Genomic DNA, 17,710 nt, shown 5'->3' with positions numbered 1-17,710 from the left:
AAATTATGCAGAAAATACTCGTATTAGAGGACGACTACAAAATGGCTACCGAGCTGCGTCTGTTCTTCACCAATCGTGGTTTTGAGTGCGACCAGGTGTACGATGGTAATATGTTTTTTAAACAAACCGAATTAACCACGTATGATATGTATATACTTGACGTTAACGTACCCGGCCTTAACGGTATGGAGGTTTGCAAGCGTATAAGGCAAAGCAATAAATCGGTGCCCATACTTATGCTTACCGCTTACAGCGCGGTTGAGGATAAGGTTACAGCGCTCGAATCAGGCGCGGATGATTACCTGGTAAAGCCTTTCCATCTTGAAGAGTTGCTGGCCCGGGTAAATGCCTTGTTAAGGCGCAGTAGTAATACCAAAGTTGAAGAACACCAGGTTTATGTGATAGACGATTTAACCATCACCCCTTCCGAACTAAAAGTTACCCGTGCCGGTAAAGAAATTGTGCTTACCCCAAAGGAATACAAGCTACTGGAATTATTGGCATTAGCCGATGGACGTACGGTATCTAAACAAACCATTGCCACCAAAGTATGGGATATTAATTTTGAAACCGGCACCAACACCATTGAGGTGTATATTAATTACCTGCGTAATAAGGTTGATAAAGGTTTTAGCAGGCCGCTTATACACACCCGTGCCGGGTTTGGTTATTATTTAAAATAGTGGTAAAAATGAATTTAAAGCAGCGGTTTTCGCTTATATTCAGCAGCCTGTTTTCGGTTATACTGGCAGCGGTTATGCTTATAGTGTATTTTTTATTTGCCGATTTTAGGCAGGAGGAGTTTTTTGACCGTTTGGCCGAGAAAGCCGAAACCACTGCCCGCCTGTTTGTTGATGTAAAAGAGATTGATTACAACCTGCAAAAAACTATTGACCGCAACAGTATACGGAAACTCTACAACGAACAAACTGCTGTATTTGATGAACATAAAAAACTACTATACAGCAGTAGTGATGATTTTAAGCTGAAATGGACATCAGCTGAGCTTGATGAGGTAAAACGCGAAGGGCGTGTATACCAGCGCAACAAGCAGAATGAGATATTAGGCCTCTATTACAACTCCGAAAAAAAAGACTATTACGTACTTATTTCAGGTACCGATACTTATGGCAACCGCAAGCTCAACTACTTAAAGTACCTGCTTATTGGAGCGTTTGTAACCGGCACCACGTTGGTTTGGCTATTGTCGTTCAGTGTGAGTAAAAAGAGCTTGGAGCCGCTGGACGCTTTCAGGAAGCAAATTCAGGAAATTGCCGATAACGAACTTACCATAAGGCTACCCAAGGCAAAGCGCGAAGACGAGATTAATGCCCTGGCCAATTCCTTTAACCAAATGATGGACAGGATTGACAACGCTTACAGCCGCCAGCGTGAGTTTACCAGCCAGGCATCACACGAGTTACGCACACCAGTGGCGCGTATTGCGGCCCAGGTTGAAAACATGCTTCAGGATGATGATTTAGATCAGGCCATACGCATCCATTTAGTAAGCGTGGCCGAAGATGCCTTTCATCTATCTGAAGTAATAAGTGCGCTCATATCATTTGCCGAGGTTAACAACCGGCGCAATGCGGTGCAATTTAAACCAGCACGGCTCGATGAGCTTATTTTTGCAGCCGCAGCCGAAAACTCGGCCTCAAATCCAAGCTTCAGGCTTAAGTTTGAAATTGAAAACACCAGCAGTAACGAAACCGACATTGAAATACAAGCCGACGAGGTACTGCTTAAAATAGCGCTGCTTAACCTGCTTAAAAATGCTTTTCTCTATAGCGATAATCAGCTGGTGGAGTGCTGTATTAAGCAAAAAAACCACAGCATTAACGTTATTATTACCAATACCGGCCCGGTACCTCAGGTTAAAGATACATCTATACTGTTCAGCACGTTTTACCGCGGCAGCAACACCAACCGGCAATCAGGCAGCGGTATTGGGTTGAGCATTGTAAAACGTATATTAGAGTACCATCAGGCCACTGTTTTTTACCATATTATCGACTCCAATACAAACCAGGTAATTGTAACTTTCCTGTTATAAATTCTAAGTTTATTCTAAGTTCATCTTAAGCCCGGTTTAAGCCGCGCTTGCAATATTTGTATAAGCCCCTAAGCAAGCAACGGTTTTGGGGGGCACCTTACAACAACATTGATTAATAACAAAACTTAGGATTAAGATGAAGTGGGCCTATTTGGGAGCTGGGATTGTGTTTGAGGTATTAGGCACTATAAGCATGAAATATGCCGACGGTTTCACCCGTTTAATTCCCTCCATTTTAGTTTTTGTTTTTTACGGCATTAGCCTGGCCGCGCTGGTTTTTGTGCTCGAAACCATGGAAGTAAGCATTGCTTACGGTATTTGGGCATCGGCCGGCACTGCACTTATTGCTGCCATTGGCATGTTATTCTTCAAAGAAAATGTATCGGTAGTGAAAATCTTATCGGTATCCTTCATCATACTGGGGATACTGGGGTTGGAACTTTTTGATTAGCCTCTAATTAAATTTTAAACTATATGGAAGTATTTTTAACAGGAGCTACGGGATTGGTAGGCGGGGAGGTTTTGGTAAATCTGTCCAAAAGGAGCGAGATTGAAAAAATTTACTGCCTTATCCGTGCCGTATCTTACGAAAACGCACAAGCCAGGTTAAGCACCATTTTTAACCTGCACAATGATGAATTTAACCAGCAAAAAGTTATCCCGGTACTGGGCGACTTGTTTGACGAAGAACTAACCGCCAAGCTAATTTGCAACGAGCAGTTAGCACAGGTAACCACTATCATTCACTCGGCGGCCAACACCTCTTTTGCCAAGGTAAAAGACGATTTGGTGGAAAAAGCCAACATTGGCGGCCTTACCAAAATTTTACTATGGGCCAAACGCCTGCAAAGCCTTAACACGTTTATGTACGTGGGTACGGCTACTATTTGCGGCCGCGATGTTAAGCACCGCCTGGTAACCGAAGACGAAACACCCAACCTCAACGCTAACCACTTGGTTAAGTATACGTACACCAAAATGCAGGGCGAGCTATTGCTTAAGCAACACCTGCCCGAAGACAAAATTTTAGTGGTACGCCCATCCATCATCATGGGCGACAGCCGCAAGGTAGAGCCACGTTCGCCGGTAATTTTATGGGCACTGGCAACTATGAACAAGCTGCGCCTGGTACCTGCCGAGCAATTTGCCTCGCTTGATATGGTTCCGGTTGATTTTGTAGCCAACGTAATGACGCAGTTGCTGTTTGTGAAGCGTAACTACAATGTTTACCACATATCGGCCGGCAATGATGCCTGCACATCGGCAAGGCAACTGGCACAGGTATTTGATGAGTATTTTGACGATATGCTGCCGCATTTGTTTGTAGGCAAAGAAATGCTTAACCCGCTAAAACTTTGGGCAAAAGGCAAATTACCCGTAGGCCACGAGTTATACCAGCACTACGAATACCTGGAGCACCTTAAATATGAGTTTGAAGACCTGAGCAACCTGCGCATCCTGTTTGCCGGCCTCGACCCATACATTGAATTTGCCGAATTAGGCCAGCGTTTTGACAACTCACGCATTATTGAAGATTTGGGTATTGAACCATCAGAACCCGGACACCAGTACATACATAACTGCTTGCACTACATAGAGCGGATCAACTTATTAGAAGGTGCAATCGATCCGTGAGAATCGGTTAAAGGAAACCACACCAATTTCCATAGGTGGTTGTTTTCTATTTATCAAGTGAGGAAAGGCTGCACAGGTTTGTGCGGCTTTTTTGCTTTTTTAAAATGCTGATTTACTTCATATTTATACAATCAATCAGCAATATAGAGGTCGTTGCAACACAAAATTAGGTTTAACTTTCATGATAAATTCCAAGGATGTCGACATAAAGGGGATGGATTGCTCTATAATCTGATTCTGAACCACGACACGCTGAACTCTTTTAAAAGTAAAATGCTTTATTAAATTCAATATAACTTATATGTTTGTGTTATAAGTTCATTGACTGAAGGTTACAGTCAGACGCTAAATAAATGGCGCAAAATGGTATGAATTATATGTGCACTATTCGGTGCCCTGTTCAGCCTGGTTTTGATATAAGTATTTGAAAATAATAGGTTTAAGTGTCTGTATTTTCGTCCTGCCATTAGGACTAATTTGTAATAAAGGCCTTAAGATGCAGCATTGTCATTAAGGTGTTTGCAATAAAGTTAATCACTGCCTCATCATTAAAGTTTTGATGGCTTTCGTAGAAACGCCTAAAACTTTAACTATAATATTTAAAACCTCATCTTTTCGCTTTTATCAATATTGGAAATGGTTTGCTGGATAATCCCAGTTCAATAGCAAAGGCTTCCTGTTTAATTCCTCTCAATTCGCGAGGACTTGCAATCTTGCGCCCGATATGTAATATCTCTGCTATAGAATTGTTTAAAAGCTAAGTTCATAAGCTCCAATACATGGCGGGCCAAAAACTTTGCGAGATCGGTTCGTAAAATCAGTTTTGCTGTAAATCTGGTTATTCCCATGATTAGCACAAGGACTATTTATTCCGATGCTGAAATCAGCGTTTAAACTGTTTTCGGCATTTTTAAAATTAGGGTTACTTCCATCGATGCAGGTTGCACTTGATAAGTTAACGATGGCTGATAGGGGATAGGTAATATTGTAATGGAGGTTATTTTCATAAGTAAGATTGGTGTTTTGATAATTTGAGTTAATAACCGACGATAGATCGGCAACCAACACATTGTTAACGATTTTTACATCATCACTTACACCAGCCAATATCTGGCCCGGGTTAAACTCAGGGCTGCGTGAATTACAGTAAGCCGTATTATTAATAATATCAACATGGCTACTTTGAAAAGTATGTATACCGGTTCCGCCATTGTACCAGCAAATATTATTTTCTATCAATGTACGGCCTTTATACTCGCCTAACTTCGAGCCATTTTGTTTATTCTTAAAATCATCTACAATTATGCCGTTACCGTCATATATTTTGCACATTTTTATCCAGGGTACCAGCGAGCGGTTATTATAACATTTATTTCTTCGTATTACATTATGATAACCTTTAGCCTTATCATAATTCCAAAATTGGTACAAAGCAATACCACTGGTGCCAAATAAACTATACAAACTGTTGCTATAAACAACATTATCCTCAATGGTTATGTAGTCACACTGCGATGCGCCTATACCGCCACCCCCGCAATCATGAACTTTGTTATTGCTGATAATAATATGATGTGATCGTTTTTTTTTATTGCTCTCTACCACTATCCCGTTGCCATTGTATTTTGGCTCAAAGTTCCCTTTTTTGTTTATGCAGCTTTGCGGTTGTTTCAGGGCTTGTGCCAGGGTTATGTTTGCGTTATTTCCGTGCACTTCAAACCCGTTAATTTTAATATAGCTAATGCCATTATTAACAGAAATACCCGCCCAGCCATCAAACTCAATCTGTGGTTTGTGATCACGGTAGTTGGTGTAAACGATGTACTTAGCACTTTTTCCGCTCTTTGGAATGTTAAGTACATTGCAGGTACTACAATCATTTTTATACGTACCCTTCATCACAAATACCGTGTCTCCTGGACTGGTAAGATTTGCTGCGGCTTGTATGGTTTTTTTGGGTTGATTAACCGAAAAACCATTGTTTTTATCGTTCCCGGTTTTAGCATTTACGTAGTAGTTTTTACCAAAAAGTAACGCTGGAATCATTGATAAAATTAAGAACGAGCCAGCAAATTTTAGCCATGAATTTTTACAAACCAAACCTTTTAGAGAGTTATTGTTTAAAAAAAATGTATTTAAATAGATGTGTGGCACCATAGTTGACATGAAGTTTCCGCCTGCCTTAATATTATATATTGGTTAATAAATCAATATTCACTCTTTTTGTTTTTTACAAAATTTACTGTAATTGAAAGTTTTTTTTGTTAAAACTTAAAATAAAAAATAAATATTAATTCAAACCAAATTCGATAAAAACGATTTATGTAGGCGGTTATTAAGTTTCCGTACCACATACATTTTTTTAAAAATTAACAGAATCAAATTCTCTAACTATTTTATATGAAATCAAAAAACAGTACCAGCCTTTTTAAAATTGGAAAAATATGTTTAGCGGTGTTAACGCTCTCCACTATCGTATCCTCATGTGCTTCTTATAAAAAAGTACCTTACTTTCAAGACCTCGATCGTTCTAAAGTAATTACCGAAGAGATCACTAACATGTCGCCGCTTATTATACAGCCCGAAGACCGGTTATCAATTAGTGTAACCAGCTTAAACCAGGATGCGGCTAACGTATTTACCAATAATATTCAAAATGCAGGTACTGATGCAGAAAATTCAGTGTATGGTTATGTAGTGAATAACAAAGGCGAAATTACCTTACCGCTTTTAGGTGTGGTTAAAGTTTCCGATTTGTCGAGCTCACAACTGGCTGATAAACTGCAACAACAATTAACCACTTATTTAAGCAAACCCAATGTATCGGTTAAAATTGTAAGCTTTAAAGTAGCCGTGTTAGGTGATGTTTTGCGCCCTAACATCTACCGCAGCAGCAGCGATCGTTTAACTATTACTGAAGCCTTAAGCTTGGCAGGAGATTTAAACATCACCGCAAAACGTGATGACATTACCCTGGTGCGCGAAATTGATGGAAAAAGAACTTATATCCCCATCAATTTGAATTCGAAAGATCTGTTCACTTCGCCATACTTCTACATGAAATCTAACGACTTACTGTTTGTACAACCAGGCAAACTTAAGTTAGCTACGGTTGATACGGGCTATCGTAATGCAAGCTTAATTATTTCAGCCTTGTCGTTAATTGCTATTGCGGTTTCATTATTTACTAACTAATCATGATCAATAGGTCAGCTTCAACTTCTTACAAGGCCGATAAACACCAATTTGTGGATTTGCGTACCATACTGTCAAAGTATATTTATCATTGGCCGTTATTTGTTTTAGGTGTTATCATAGCTTTTGCGGGTGCATATGTGTACGTGCAAAACGCTAATACCTCTTATGAGGTAAGCGCAACCATATTGGTAAAGGATGAAAAAAAATCGCCCCAGGAAAAAGCCGTTTTACCAGAGCTGGAGCAATCCAGCTCTCCTAAAAATGCCGAAGCTGAAATTGAGATACTGAGATCGAAAAATTTGGTGAGTAAGGTAGTTAATGACTTGCAGTTATGGACTACCTACCAAACCAAGCAAGGTTTTAAAACAAAAGACCTGTACGGTGCCGAACCATTTAAATTGATACTGCTGCAAAAAGGAGTTTTTAGTGGCAATAAAATGGAAGTGCTGATAAAGGATGCAAAAAGCTTTGAAGTTGAAAACCTGAATGGTCAAAAGCAAACAGTAGCATTTAATGCATCATTTAAAAATGATGCCGGCACCTGGTTATTAAAGCCAACCAGTGAACTTACGCAGTTTATTGGCTCAACTATTATAGTTACACTAAAGGAGCCGGAGATGGTTAGCAATAGCTACCTCAAAGCTTTGGATGCGCACTTGTTAGATAAGCTTGCACCTACCATCGGTCTGTTTATAACAGACGAAGTTCCGCAACGCGGAAAAGACTTTCTTAATTCGTTAATAACAGCATACAACGGAGCAGCCTCTGATGAGCAAAAGCGCACAACAAAAGCCACGATTGATTTTATTGACAGTCGCCTTGCCTCTTTAACCGGCGAACTAAACACAGCTGAAAAGCAAGTGGAAGGCTACCGCAGTAGTCAGGGCCTAACTGATATTAATTCGCAAGCTAAGGTTTACCTTGAAAACGTACAAGCTAACGACAGCAAGCTTAACGAGGTAAACGTTCAGTTGAATGTTATTGCGGGTATTGAGCAATACGTAAACTCGTCATCAAACAATGCAAACGCGCCGGCTACAATAGGCATCAGCGATCCGGCTTTAAATAGTCAGATTGAAAAGCTTGCCGACCTGCAACTTAAACGTAGTGCATTATTGGCTACTACGCCAGAAACTAATCCTTTATTTGAGCCTATTAACAAGCAGATAAGCTTAACAAAGAATGCTATACGTGAAACAGTTAGCGGTGTTAAGGCCTCTTTATTAAATTCGAAACGCGAGTTGCAGTCGGTAAATAATAAAACCGAATCGTCTATAAAAGACATTCCTATTCAGGAGCGCCAGTTTGTAGGGATGAAAAGGCAACAGTCTATTAAGGAAAACCTGTATGTATACCTGCTTCAAAAACGCGAAGAGCTTGCTTTAAGCTATGCATCTACTTTTGTTGATGCCCGTATTGTTGATAAGGCTAACGTAGGCGATAAAAAATGGCCTAAAATACCTTTAATTTCAGCTATTGCATTGCTGTTAGGTATTGGCGTGCCTTTCATGATCATTTATTTCCGCAACTCCTTTAACAATAAGATTACCAGCCGCAGGGATATTGAAACCAATGTTGATATTCCTATTTTGGCCGAACTTTCTTATGAAGAACTGGACGACGAAGTAATTGTGGTAACCAACAAGCAGCATCTTATTGGCGAGCAATTCCGCTCGCTGCGTACCAACTTAAACTACCTGCATCAAACTATACAAAGCAAATCTACGCAGCTACAGCCTGAGGAAGCTTACATAGTTTCACAAAAAGGTATTACTCATTCTTACGCAGCTGAGGGCAGTGGCAGGGTAACCTTGTTAACCTCGAGTGTATCAAAAGAGGGCAAAAGCTTTGTAAGTAGCAACCTGGCTACTACGCTTGCCATGTCGGGTAAAAAAACGGTGATCCTGGAGATGGATCTTCGCAAACCGAAGATTACCAAAGTTTTTAATCTTCCTTCAAATCATCCGGGTTTAAGCGAGTATTTGTCTGATAAACACCAGCTTTCAGTTAATGATATTATTCAGCAAACTGATGTTAACCCAGACCTTCATGTAATAGGCTGCGGTCATATACCCGAAGACCCGTCGGAATTGCTTGAAAAGGAAACACTGACAAAACTTATAAGAGAATTGCGTGAGCGTTACGATCATGTGGTAATTGATACAGCACCGCTGCACCTGGTAACTGATGCCATGATTATTGCGAAACAAGCCGACGTTTGTTTATACATTGTAAGACAAGGATACTCGGGCAGAGAAGAACTGACTTTCTTAAAGGAAGTTAATGACGCTGATTACCTGCCTGATCTTAACATTGTATTTAACGGTATTAAAAAAGATAAGTACGGCTACGGTTATCGTTACGACAATAGTTATTACAGCGCCAAACCCCGTAAACCATCGCTAAAAGGGATGTGGAAACAGATGTTGAGCCGCTTTTAAAAGGGTAGTAAACCCTAACCAAATACGCTATAAATGCTTAGTAAGCTCATCTATATTTTACCCGGTATAGCATTGCTGCTTTTTGCCCTTAACGTTTACTTTAAGGGCAATAGTGTGCAATCTTGCCTGCTGTTTATACTATCTTTTTTGCCCCTTATGGATTTAAAGATCACTAATGAAGCCTGGGGCGGCTTTAAGATATTTGATGCTATTTGTGTATACAGCTTTATATTTTTATTGAAGGATTTTATAACCATTAACCTGTATAACCGGAACAACTTCTATTTTCTGCTATTTGTACTGTTTGCCGTAATTGTGTTGTTGGGTGGCTTAGCATCCGAGTTTCCATCCAAGGCATATCTTAATTTTTTTAAGATCATGCCCATTTTTGTATTTGCCCGCTTCTTTTTATCAGAATGCTATAAAGACCCGTCGTTTTTTTACAAGGCAATTAGGGCGTTAAAGATTTCGTACATAATTGCTCTAAGCGTTTTATTTATACAGGTGATAGTGGGTTTAAAATTTACGTTTTATCCCGAGCTTAGCCCCAATACAATCGATCCTGTTTTTCATATTGTTAGATACCCCGGCGTGTTTTATGACTCACAAGCCAGTGGGCAATACCTGGCGTTGGGAAGTTTCTTGTTTTTGTATATTGAAGAAGGAGCAACACGTAAACAGTACCTACTCAATTATATGGTATTTGTGCTGGCCATTATAGGCATAAGCCTAGCCGGAAGCAGGGCGGCATTGGGCGGTTTTGCAGTGGGAGTTGTTATTGTATTTTTTATGGCTGCAAAACAATACCGGGCTTACGGTATTGTAGCGGGTATTGCCGCTTATCTGATATTTGCTTTTGTATCTGTACAAAATGGCGTGTTTGATAGGGCTAAAAACTTATCAGAAGACTTTATTTTCAGGCAAAGTATTTGGAAAGAGGCTTTTGAGATTTCGAAGAGGCACCCTTGGCTGGGAATTGGCACAGGCAACTATCAAAATTATGTGATAAGGCATGCACAGGGCCAGTACCTTGAAGTGGCCGATGGGCAACTGGTATATTTTGATCAGCCCGAAAACGGTTATTTGAAAATCATGTCGGAAACAGGCTTTATCGGATTCTTTATTTTTACCCTGTTTTTGATCGTGCCGTTGATGAAAGGATTGGTTTTTTATCTGAAAGGACTGTACGATAAAAAGGTGGCATTTATTATGGCCGGTTTAGTCAGCTGGCTTATTGCGTTTAACACCGTATACTCCATTTATGACTACCGCATATTAATTATGGTAGTGAGCATGATTGTGTTTATTATTGCTTACCCAATTGAAGAAAATGATGTTGAGGTTGCTGCAGAATAAGAGGTTTGGGTATTTGCAATCGGCATTGGTAAAAAACAGTGCCTGGGGTATTATTGCCAATATACTGCAGATCTTATTTGTCTTTTTGTTTTTTGCAATAGTAGCCCGTTTGTACGCTGCCGACGAATTTGCCCGGTTCCTCATATCAACTACCGTATACCAATTGGTAGCCGCTTTTTCGTCAATGGGGTTAGGGCAGTGGTTTATAAGGCAATATGTTGTTGAGACCGATCAAACTGGCTTTACCGCTAAGTTTTTTAAAACGCAGTTAGGGTTTGGTGTGCTATTCTATCTGCTAAATATTATACTGGCCTACACGCTGTATAATAATTACCAGTTACGGATGCTTTGCCTTATTATGGGCACCAACATTATTTTCGATAATTTTATAAACGCTATTAAAACGCTCAACGTTGTACAAAACGAACAGCGTAAAACAGCCGGTATACTGGTTATCGACGGCTTTTTAAAGCTGTTGATTGCTTGTGCACTTTTTATATCGCCTTTTTCGATTATACTGCTGGCCGGTTTAATGATCGTAGCACGCCTGCTCACCTTGAGCCTGTTTATTAAAATGGGTTCATCAAACAGCATTAGTTTAGCAACTATTTGGAGCGCAGCGGTTTCATATCATGATGTTAAACAACTTATTGTCAAAAACTGGCAGTTTATTGTTATTGGCAGTATTTCCATCATCTATTGGAAGATAGGAAACCTCATCATATCAAAAATGCTCACGCTTGCCCACGTGGCCGATTATGAGGTAGCATTCCGTATATTTTCGGTATTGCAAATTATACCTGTTATTGCATCCACTACTATTTACCCGCAGTTTATTAAACACTATAATGAGGGTAATATCCATAAGTTAAAACAACTATTTAATTACATATTTATAGCCTATACGGTATTTGCGGTTTTAACCTATGCATTTATATATTCGTTTTCGGGGTTAATTATACCCTTGGCATTTGGGCAAGGTTATCCGGGAGCAATAGTGTGTATGCAGCAAATGTTCCTTACGTTTTTATTGTTACCCACTGTGCTTCTGCAAGCTAACTTACTGGTAGCAATTGGAGCCGAAAAACTGGATATGTGGTTTAATGTAGCCAGCTTGGTTATAAATGTTGCTGCGTGTTTTATTGGCCTTTACTATTATAAAAATTTGGCAGTCATCAACTATTCGGTCTTGGTTTCTTTTCTGATTTTCCACCTGTTACAGGATGTTTCTTTGATAAAAAGAAAGTTAATGACGGTAAGTCATAGCATCGTTTTTTACGTAGCTTTAATATTCACGGTGCTTGCCTGCCGACTATTGATTCAGAATTTAAATAGTTATTTAGCTTTTGCCGTGTTCTTTTTGTTTACGGTAATGTGCGTTGCCTTGCTACTGTTCGGCTATAAAAAAAGTGGATTGTTGAATAACTTAAACAGCGCAAAGGCATGACAGTGGTATATTATACATCTACCCACTTTTTAGACCTTTCGCTCGATATTATTAACGTATTAAAGCGCCAGGTTCAACTGCATGTTTTTATTGAAGTAACTTCAGCATCAAAAAAAAGTACAGTAGCAGATATTGAAAGCTTCCCGGAAGGCAAAATATTAGCCTCACCTGCCGAACTGTTAACTGAAAAAAGCTATGCTGAACTGGCTCCATATTTTGAAGGTACGGTTAGCGTTCATTTTGTGATCCATCGCCACCAAACCGGGTTTTCGTGGTCAACTTTACAAGCTTCAAAACAAGTATGGAATTTTATAAAACCTTTTGAGCCACAAATAGTGCATTTTGAGGGCTATACCTTGCGTACAGTTGGTTTGTTGCCATTTTTGTTGTCGGTTAAAAAAGTGTTTTTAACCGTGCACGACCCGGTGCCGCATACAGGCGAGGGAAGCTGGAAGATAAGCCTGCCCAATTTTCTATTTTTTAACCTGTCGGTTAAAAAGTACATCATCTTGTATTCAGAATTTGCGGCAAAACTGTTCGCCACTAATTACAATAAGGTTAAAGCCCAAAAGGTGATAGTTAAAATGCGGCCGTACAGCTATTACAAAAAAGCTAAAGTTACAGATGAAGCCGTAACCAAACACCTCTTGTTTTTCGGGCGATTATCTCCCTATAAAGGAGTTGATGTGTTGTTACAGGCCATGCAGAATGTAATTCAGCAATTCCCTAATGAAAAATTGGTTATAGCCGGCAAAAGCACAAACGGCTATAAATTGCCTGAAGATCAGATCAGCCAACTTGCAAACAACATTGAGGTAATTAACAGGTACATTACCAACGACGAACTGATTGAGCTGATAGCTGGTGCCAAATTTATTATTTGCCCTTACCTGGATGCTACCCAAAGCGGCGTATTAATGACGGCTTATGCATCAAACGTACCGGTAATTGCAAGTAATGTGGGTTCGTTTCCGGAGTATATATTCCATAACATAACCGGTTTATTAACCCCTCCGGCAAACCATGCTGAACTTGCAAAAGAAATAGCATCAGCACTGAACAAGAATCATTACCAGGAACTGGAACATAACCTTACCGCACTTAATGCGCAGCAATCATGGGAGCAAAGTTTAGCGCCGGTACTTAAGGCTTATTCATCTTAGTAAATAAACGTTTAACAGTTTGAAAGAAGTAAATAACAGATCGGTTTGGGCAGATAACATGCGGATGATTGCTACTATAGCAGTTATTATAGTGCATGTGGCTACACCTGCTGTGTTTACCCAATTCAAGCCACAAACCAATGCAAACAATATCGTTTGGTGGGTTGGTAATGTATACGGCTCTGTTTTTAGATTTTGCGTGCCTGTATTTGTGATGCTTACCGGGGCTTTGTTGTTACCCTATCAACTCACGTTAGGCGAGTTTTTAAAGAAAAGGTTGAACCGTATTTTACTGCCATTTTTGTTTTGGACAATAGTTTATATCCTTTTCAACTTAGGTTTAAAAATAAGAAACGAAGGCAGTGCTTCGACATTAGCTAATATATTGCCCTGGATTATAAATCAACTAATGAACGGTGCTGCGCCGCATTTGTGGTATGTTTATATGATCGTAGGTTTATATCTTTTTATTCCAATTGTACAGCCTTTTATCAGCAACGCGACTAATAAAACTATTGTGTTTTACCTGGTAATTTGGCTTTTAGCCTTACTAATCAATCAACTGCAAGTAACAACAGCTTTTGACCTGAGGTATTTTACAGGATACCTGGGCTACCTTATATTGGGTTATTTTTTAGCTCACCGGGTTAACATCACCCTGCCTACACTTTATGCAGCAGTGTTTTTATTGTTGAGCGGATGCATGATTACCATAGCGGGCACTTATACCGGTACGCATAGCAAGGGTGTATTCGTACATCGATATTATGAGTATTTAACCGTTAATGTTCTGTTTACGTCTGTTGGCGTATTTGTTCTCATTAAAAAACTGCTTTCGGGTAACTATCCGGCGTTGGCACCATTCCGGGAATTTATCAGCAGGTACGGTTATGGTATATATTTGTCGCACTTATTGGTAATTAGTTTGCTGGCTCATTTCAATATCAACTACTCACTTGTTACGCCTGTTGCAGGTATTTTATTAACTACTTTTATTTGCCTGGCTTGCAGCAGTGCATTGGTTTACATCATTAATAAGTTACCTTATGGAAAATACATCTCAGGATAAGATGAATTTCTTTGAATTTATTTTTCAGGACTGGAAGGCCAACAAAGGGAATATTAAGGGCCGTATTATACTGTTGTTATTCAGGGCAGCAAACTTTTGCGCCCGGAGAAGAATCTATTACTACATCGGCTTTATATATCTTTTGTTTTATCGCATACTGGTAGAGTGGTTTTTTAGCATCGAAATTCCGTGGAATACCAAAATTGGCAGTAATTTGAGGTTATATCATGGCCAAGCATTGGTCATGACAAACCAGGTGGTTATTGGTCACAATTGTACCCTGAGGCAAAGTACTACCATAGGCAACCGTCAAACTGCCGATGGCTTTAGTGCCTCACCCATAATTGGTAATTATGTTGATGTTGGTAGTAATGTATGCATCATAGGCAATGTGATAATTAATGATTACGTAAACATTGGCAGCGGGGCAGTGGTTGTAAAAAGCGTATCGGCTTATAGTGTAGTTACCGGTAACCCCGGAGTGGAGCGCAGAAGAAAAGATTGGCAGGAACTTATATCAAAAAATGAACAAACCACGAATACTCTTTAGTGTACCCACAAGGCATCATGTTGAGATTGCTTTAGATGAACTGGAGGGCATGCAGGAGCTTGGTTATACTTGTGGCCAGTTTGCCTATGCTGCTAAAGAGGGCGTTGAATCGAAAATTGGGCGGCTTAGCGTAATTGTAAATAATGCGCTTAACCTGGTTAAAACAGCACGCCAATTTAAACCCGATATCATTTACTTTAATTCGCGGTTAGAAAAACTGGCCGGGCTACGTGATTTTATTACCATAGCCATTTGCAAAACGTTATACCGAAAACAGGTAAAGTTTGTTATTAAATCGCATGGTTCAGATATCGACGTTTTAAATGATGATGGGAGCTTTTTTTATGAGCGTGTGTTGCCCTTTTTAAAAAAAAATGTGTCGGCCTGGCTTTTCCTCTCAACCGAAGAACAAAAAAAGGTGATTGAAAAAGAGTACTTTAAATCAGGCAGCATTCATGTAACAAAGAATATTGTACGTACCGATCAGTTTAAAATCAAACATCGGTTTAAACAAGATTTGAATATCCCCTATACACACACCACATTGTTGTTTGTGGGCCGCATGATCAAAGAAAAAGGCATATACGAAGTTTTTAAAGCATTTGAAAAAGTTGCCGGCGACCATGAAAATACTACACTAATTATGGTAGGCTGGGGGCCCGATCAAGAGGCTTTGGTAAACATGGCCAAATCATCAGAGGTAGCAAACCGCGTTATATTTACCGGTTTTATACCCGAGCAGGAGGTTGTGAGATATTATGCCAACTGCGATATCCTGGTTTTTCCAACTTATTTTCCGGAGGGTTTTCCAATGGCTTTATTCAATTCGGTTGCGGCAGGTATGGCTATAATCACCACTCCAACACGTGCTGCCACTGATTATCTTACCGAACCCGATAATTGTTTATGGGTTAAACCGCAAGATCATGAAAACGTTGCAGCGGCGTTAAGCAGGTTGCTCAATTCAAAAGAATTATGCACGGCAATTAAACATAAAAACTTATTAAAAGGCAACGAATTTAGCAAGAAGCAGGTATCTATTGAACTATCGCAAACTTTACAAGCTATAACATAAATAAAATGGGTTTAGTTGCTGCACTCAAAAAGTTAAGGAATGAATTTTTGCGGAAAGTAATTTACCGGAGATATAATATTGGTAAAGGCTTTTACAGCGGAGTAAGGGTAAGGCTGTGGGCAAAGAATAATATTACCATAGGCGAAAATTTTTACATCGGCCGCGATTCGTTTATAGAAACAGACGCCATTATTGGTAATAATGTAATTATGGCTAACCGAACAGCCATTGTGGGCAGGTATGATCATCATTACCAGCAGGTGGGCGTTCCCATTCGTTTGGCTTCACAAATACGCGATGCTGATTACAACTGGCTTGGATTAAACAGCTTAACCACTATTAAGGATGACGTTTGGATAGGCTATAATACCACCATACTGAGCGGTGTCACCATTAATGAAGGAAGTATAATTGCGGCAGGATCGGTTGTAACTAAAGATGTAGAGGCATATTCAATATACGCTGGAGTGCCTGCAAAAAAGGTCAAAAACAGATTCAATAGTGATGAAGAACTATCCCGGCACATGGAGTTTTACTCCAATAAGTGCTAATGATTTCGCTAAACGATAGTTTAGTTTTCTTGAAAGGTTAAAAATGCCGATTAATAGCAAAATTTAGCATTATGGCAGCAAAATTGCCTAAACTGCCACGGATACCTGAAAGTATTTTTTGGGTGATCATGGAAAGAAATATTAACTATAAATGCTGTATTTATTCCATTGGTTTATTGGGTTACGCGATAGTTACAAACTATAAGGCAGTTGATAAATTTATTAGTTTATAATTTACCTTATATAGTTGTATACCAATAACTAAACCAACAGGGAGTAAGCTTGCTAAAGTTAAAATTACACCTATTGGGTTAATTAATTTTATCTTTGGGAAATATAATGCAGATTTTTAGTTAATCATTTGATTTTTAGATTAATTAAGATGCATGTTACTTATGATGAGAGAAACTGAAGAAACTGAGAAATTCGTTGATTATCCACTTTTCACCAAATCACTGGAGGATCTTCCGCTAAAATCTTCCTTGTTAGTAAATACCATTAACCAATATTCTTTTTGCATGGCTAATGAAGATATTGGATTTAAAGAATCACTGCAAATGTCGGACGTACTGCTCCCTGATGGTATTGCCGTGGTAGCAGCAGAATATGTTTTAACCGGAAAAAAAATAAAGAAAATATCCGGAGCCGATCTTCATGCTCACTTACTTAAAGGTTTAAATGTTAAGGGTGGACGTTGCTTTTACCTTGGGGCCAGTGAGACAACTTTGTTGAAAATCAAAAAGCGCATGGCTATTGATTATCCTAATGTTGAAGTTGGTATTTACTCGCCTCCATTTACCAAAACTTTTACCGAAGAAGAAAACGACGCTATTATAAAAAGTATTAATGAGTTTGAACCTGATGTGCTGTTTATTGGAATGACAGCCCCTAAACAGGAAAAATGGGCTCATGCTAACAGAGATAAGATAAAATCAAAATTAATTTGTACTGTTGGAGCGGTATTTGATTTTTATGCAGGCACTGTAAAAAGACCAAGCAGCTTTTTTAGAAATTTAGGTTTGGAATGGTTTGGTCGATTAATTACTGAACCCAAGCGCCTTTGGAAACGGTATTTATTCTACGGGCCTATATTTGTATGGCTGATAGGAAAAGAAGGCTTCAAAAAGCTTTTTTTAAACAGCGTGGTTAGCAGCCACGCTATATAAAAT

15 protein-coding genes are annotated in these 17,710 nt (G+C 39.3%); 14 read left to right on the top strand and 1 reads right to left on the bottom strand.

Going from position 1 to position 17,710, the window contains the following annotated elements; translation table 11 throughout:
• Positions 1-5: 5 nt before the first annotated feature.
• The 4 genes from QE417_RS06285 (at position 6) to QE417_RS06270 (ending at position 3,691) form a co-directional block, all read left to right on the top strand.
• A complete protein-coding gene (locus QE417_RS06285; RefSeq protein WP_311948437.1) occupies positions 6-683 on the top strand; it encodes a response regulator transcription factor in 678 nt (225 codons plus the stop codon).
• An 8-nt stretch (positions 684-691) separates the two neighbouring features.
• Positions 692-2,056 carry an ATP-binding protein gene (locus QE417_RS06280; protein ID WP_311948436.1) on the top strand — a complete coding sequence of 455 codons (1,365 nt, stop codon included), beginning with the start codon at positions 692-694 and terminating at the stop codon, positions 2,054-2,056.
• Positions 2,057-2,192: 136 nt separating this feature from the next.
• Positions 2,193-2,507, top strand: coding sequence for a DMT family transporter (locus QE417_RS06275; protein WP_311948434.1), 315 nt, complete (start codon positions 2,193-2,195; stop codon positions 2,505-2,507).
• Between the two features lie 23 nt (positions 2,508-2,530).
• Positions 2,531-3,691 carry an SDR family oxidoreductase gene (locus tag QE417_RS06270; protein WP_311948432.1) on the top strand — a complete coding sequence of 387 codons (1,161 nt, stop codon included), beginning with the start codon at positions 2,531-2,533 and terminating at the stop codon, positions 3,689-3,691.
• Positions 3,692-4,441: 750 nt separating this feature from the next.
• On the opposite strand, the gene QE417_RS06265 is transcribed toward QE417_RS06270, so the two are convergent.
• Positions 4,442-5,737, bottom strand: coding sequence for a right-handed parallel beta-helix repeat-containing protein (locus QE417_RS06265; RefSeq protein WP_311948430.1), 1,296 nt, complete (start codon positions 5,735-5,737; stop codon positions 4,442-4,444).
• A 354-nt stretch (positions 5,738-6,091) separates the two neighbouring features.
• On the opposite strand from QE417_RS06265, the gene QE417_RS06260 reads away from it, so the two are divergent.
• From QE417_RS06260 to QE417_RS06215, 10 genes are all read left to right on the top strand, one after another.
• Positions 6,092-6,886 (top strand): polysaccharide biosynthesis/export family protein, encoded by a 795-nt coding sequence (locus tag QE417_RS06260; RefSeq protein WP_311948428.1) that lies wholly within the window; start codon positions 6,092-6,094, stop codon positions 6,884-6,886.
• A gap of 2 nt (positions 6,887-6,888) precedes the next feature.
• On the top strand, positions 6,889-9,330 hold the full coding sequence (locus QE417_RS06255; RefSeq protein ID WP_311948425.1) for a GumC family protein: 2,442 nt from the start codon (positions 6,889-6,891) through the stop codon (positions 9,328-9,330).
• Between the two features lie 33 nt (positions 9,331-9,363).
• Positions 9,364-10,686, top strand: a complete 1,323-nt coding sequence (locus QE417_RS06250; protein ID WP_311948423.1) for an O-antigen ligase family protein — start codon at positions 9,364-9,366, stop codon at positions 10,684-10,686.
• Positions 10,661-12,133, top strand: a complete 1,473-nt coding sequence (locus tag QE417_RS06245; protein WP_311948420.1) for an oligosaccharide flippase family protein — start codon at positions 10,661-10,663, stop codon at positions 12,131-12,133. The genes QE417_RS06250 and QE417_RS06245 overlap by 26 nt, the downstream gene beginning before the upstream one ends.
• Positions 12,130-13,296 (top strand): glycosyltransferase family 4 protein, encoded by a 1,167-nt coding sequence (locus QE417_RS06240; RefSeq protein WP_311948418.1) that lies wholly within the window; start codon positions 12,130-12,132, stop codon positions 13,294-13,296. Before QE417_RS06245 ends, QE417_RS06240 begins: the two co-directional genes overlap by 4 nt.
• Before the next feature lie 19 nt (positions 13,297-13,315).
• A complete protein-coding gene (locus QE417_RS06235; protein ID WP_311948415.1) occupies positions 13,316-14,365 on the top strand; it encodes an acyltransferase in 1,050 nt (349 codons plus the stop codon).
• Complete coding sequence (locus QE417_RS06230; protein WP_311948412.1) at positions 14,343-14,915, top strand: serine acetyltransferase; 573 nt, start codon at positions 14,343-14,345, stop codon at positions 14,913-14,915. Before QE417_RS06235 ends, QE417_RS06230 begins: the two co-directional genes overlap by 23 nt.
• Complete coding sequence (locus tag QE417_RS06225; protein ID WP_311948410.1) at positions 14,890-15,990, top strand: glycosyltransferase family 4 protein; 1,101 nt, start codon at positions 14,890-14,892, stop codon at positions 15,988-15,990. The genes QE417_RS06230 and QE417_RS06225 overlap by 26 nt, the downstream gene beginning before the upstream one ends.
• Before the next feature lie 5 nt (positions 15,991-15,995).
• Entirely contained in the window at positions 15,996-16,541 is a 546-nt protein-coding gene (locus tag QE417_RS06220) for an acyltransferase (RefSeq protein WP_311948408.1), read from the top strand.
• A 395-nt stretch (positions 16,542-16,936) separates the two neighbouring features.
• Positions 16,937-17,707, top strand: a complete 771-nt coding sequence (locus tag QE417_RS06215) for a WecB/TagA/CpsF family glycosyltransferase (protein WP_311948407.1) — start codon at positions 16,937-16,939, stop codon at positions 17,705-17,707.
• Positions 17,708-17,710: the final 3 nt, after the last annotated feature.

It is taken from the genome of Mucilaginibacter terrae, assembly GCF_031951985.1.
Classification (GTDB): domain Bacteria; phylum Bacteroidota; class Bacteroidia; order Sphingobacteriales; family Sphingobacteriaceae; genus Mucilaginibacter; species Mucilaginibacter terrae_A.
This window is presented reverse-complemented; position numbering and strand designations above follow the sequence as displayed.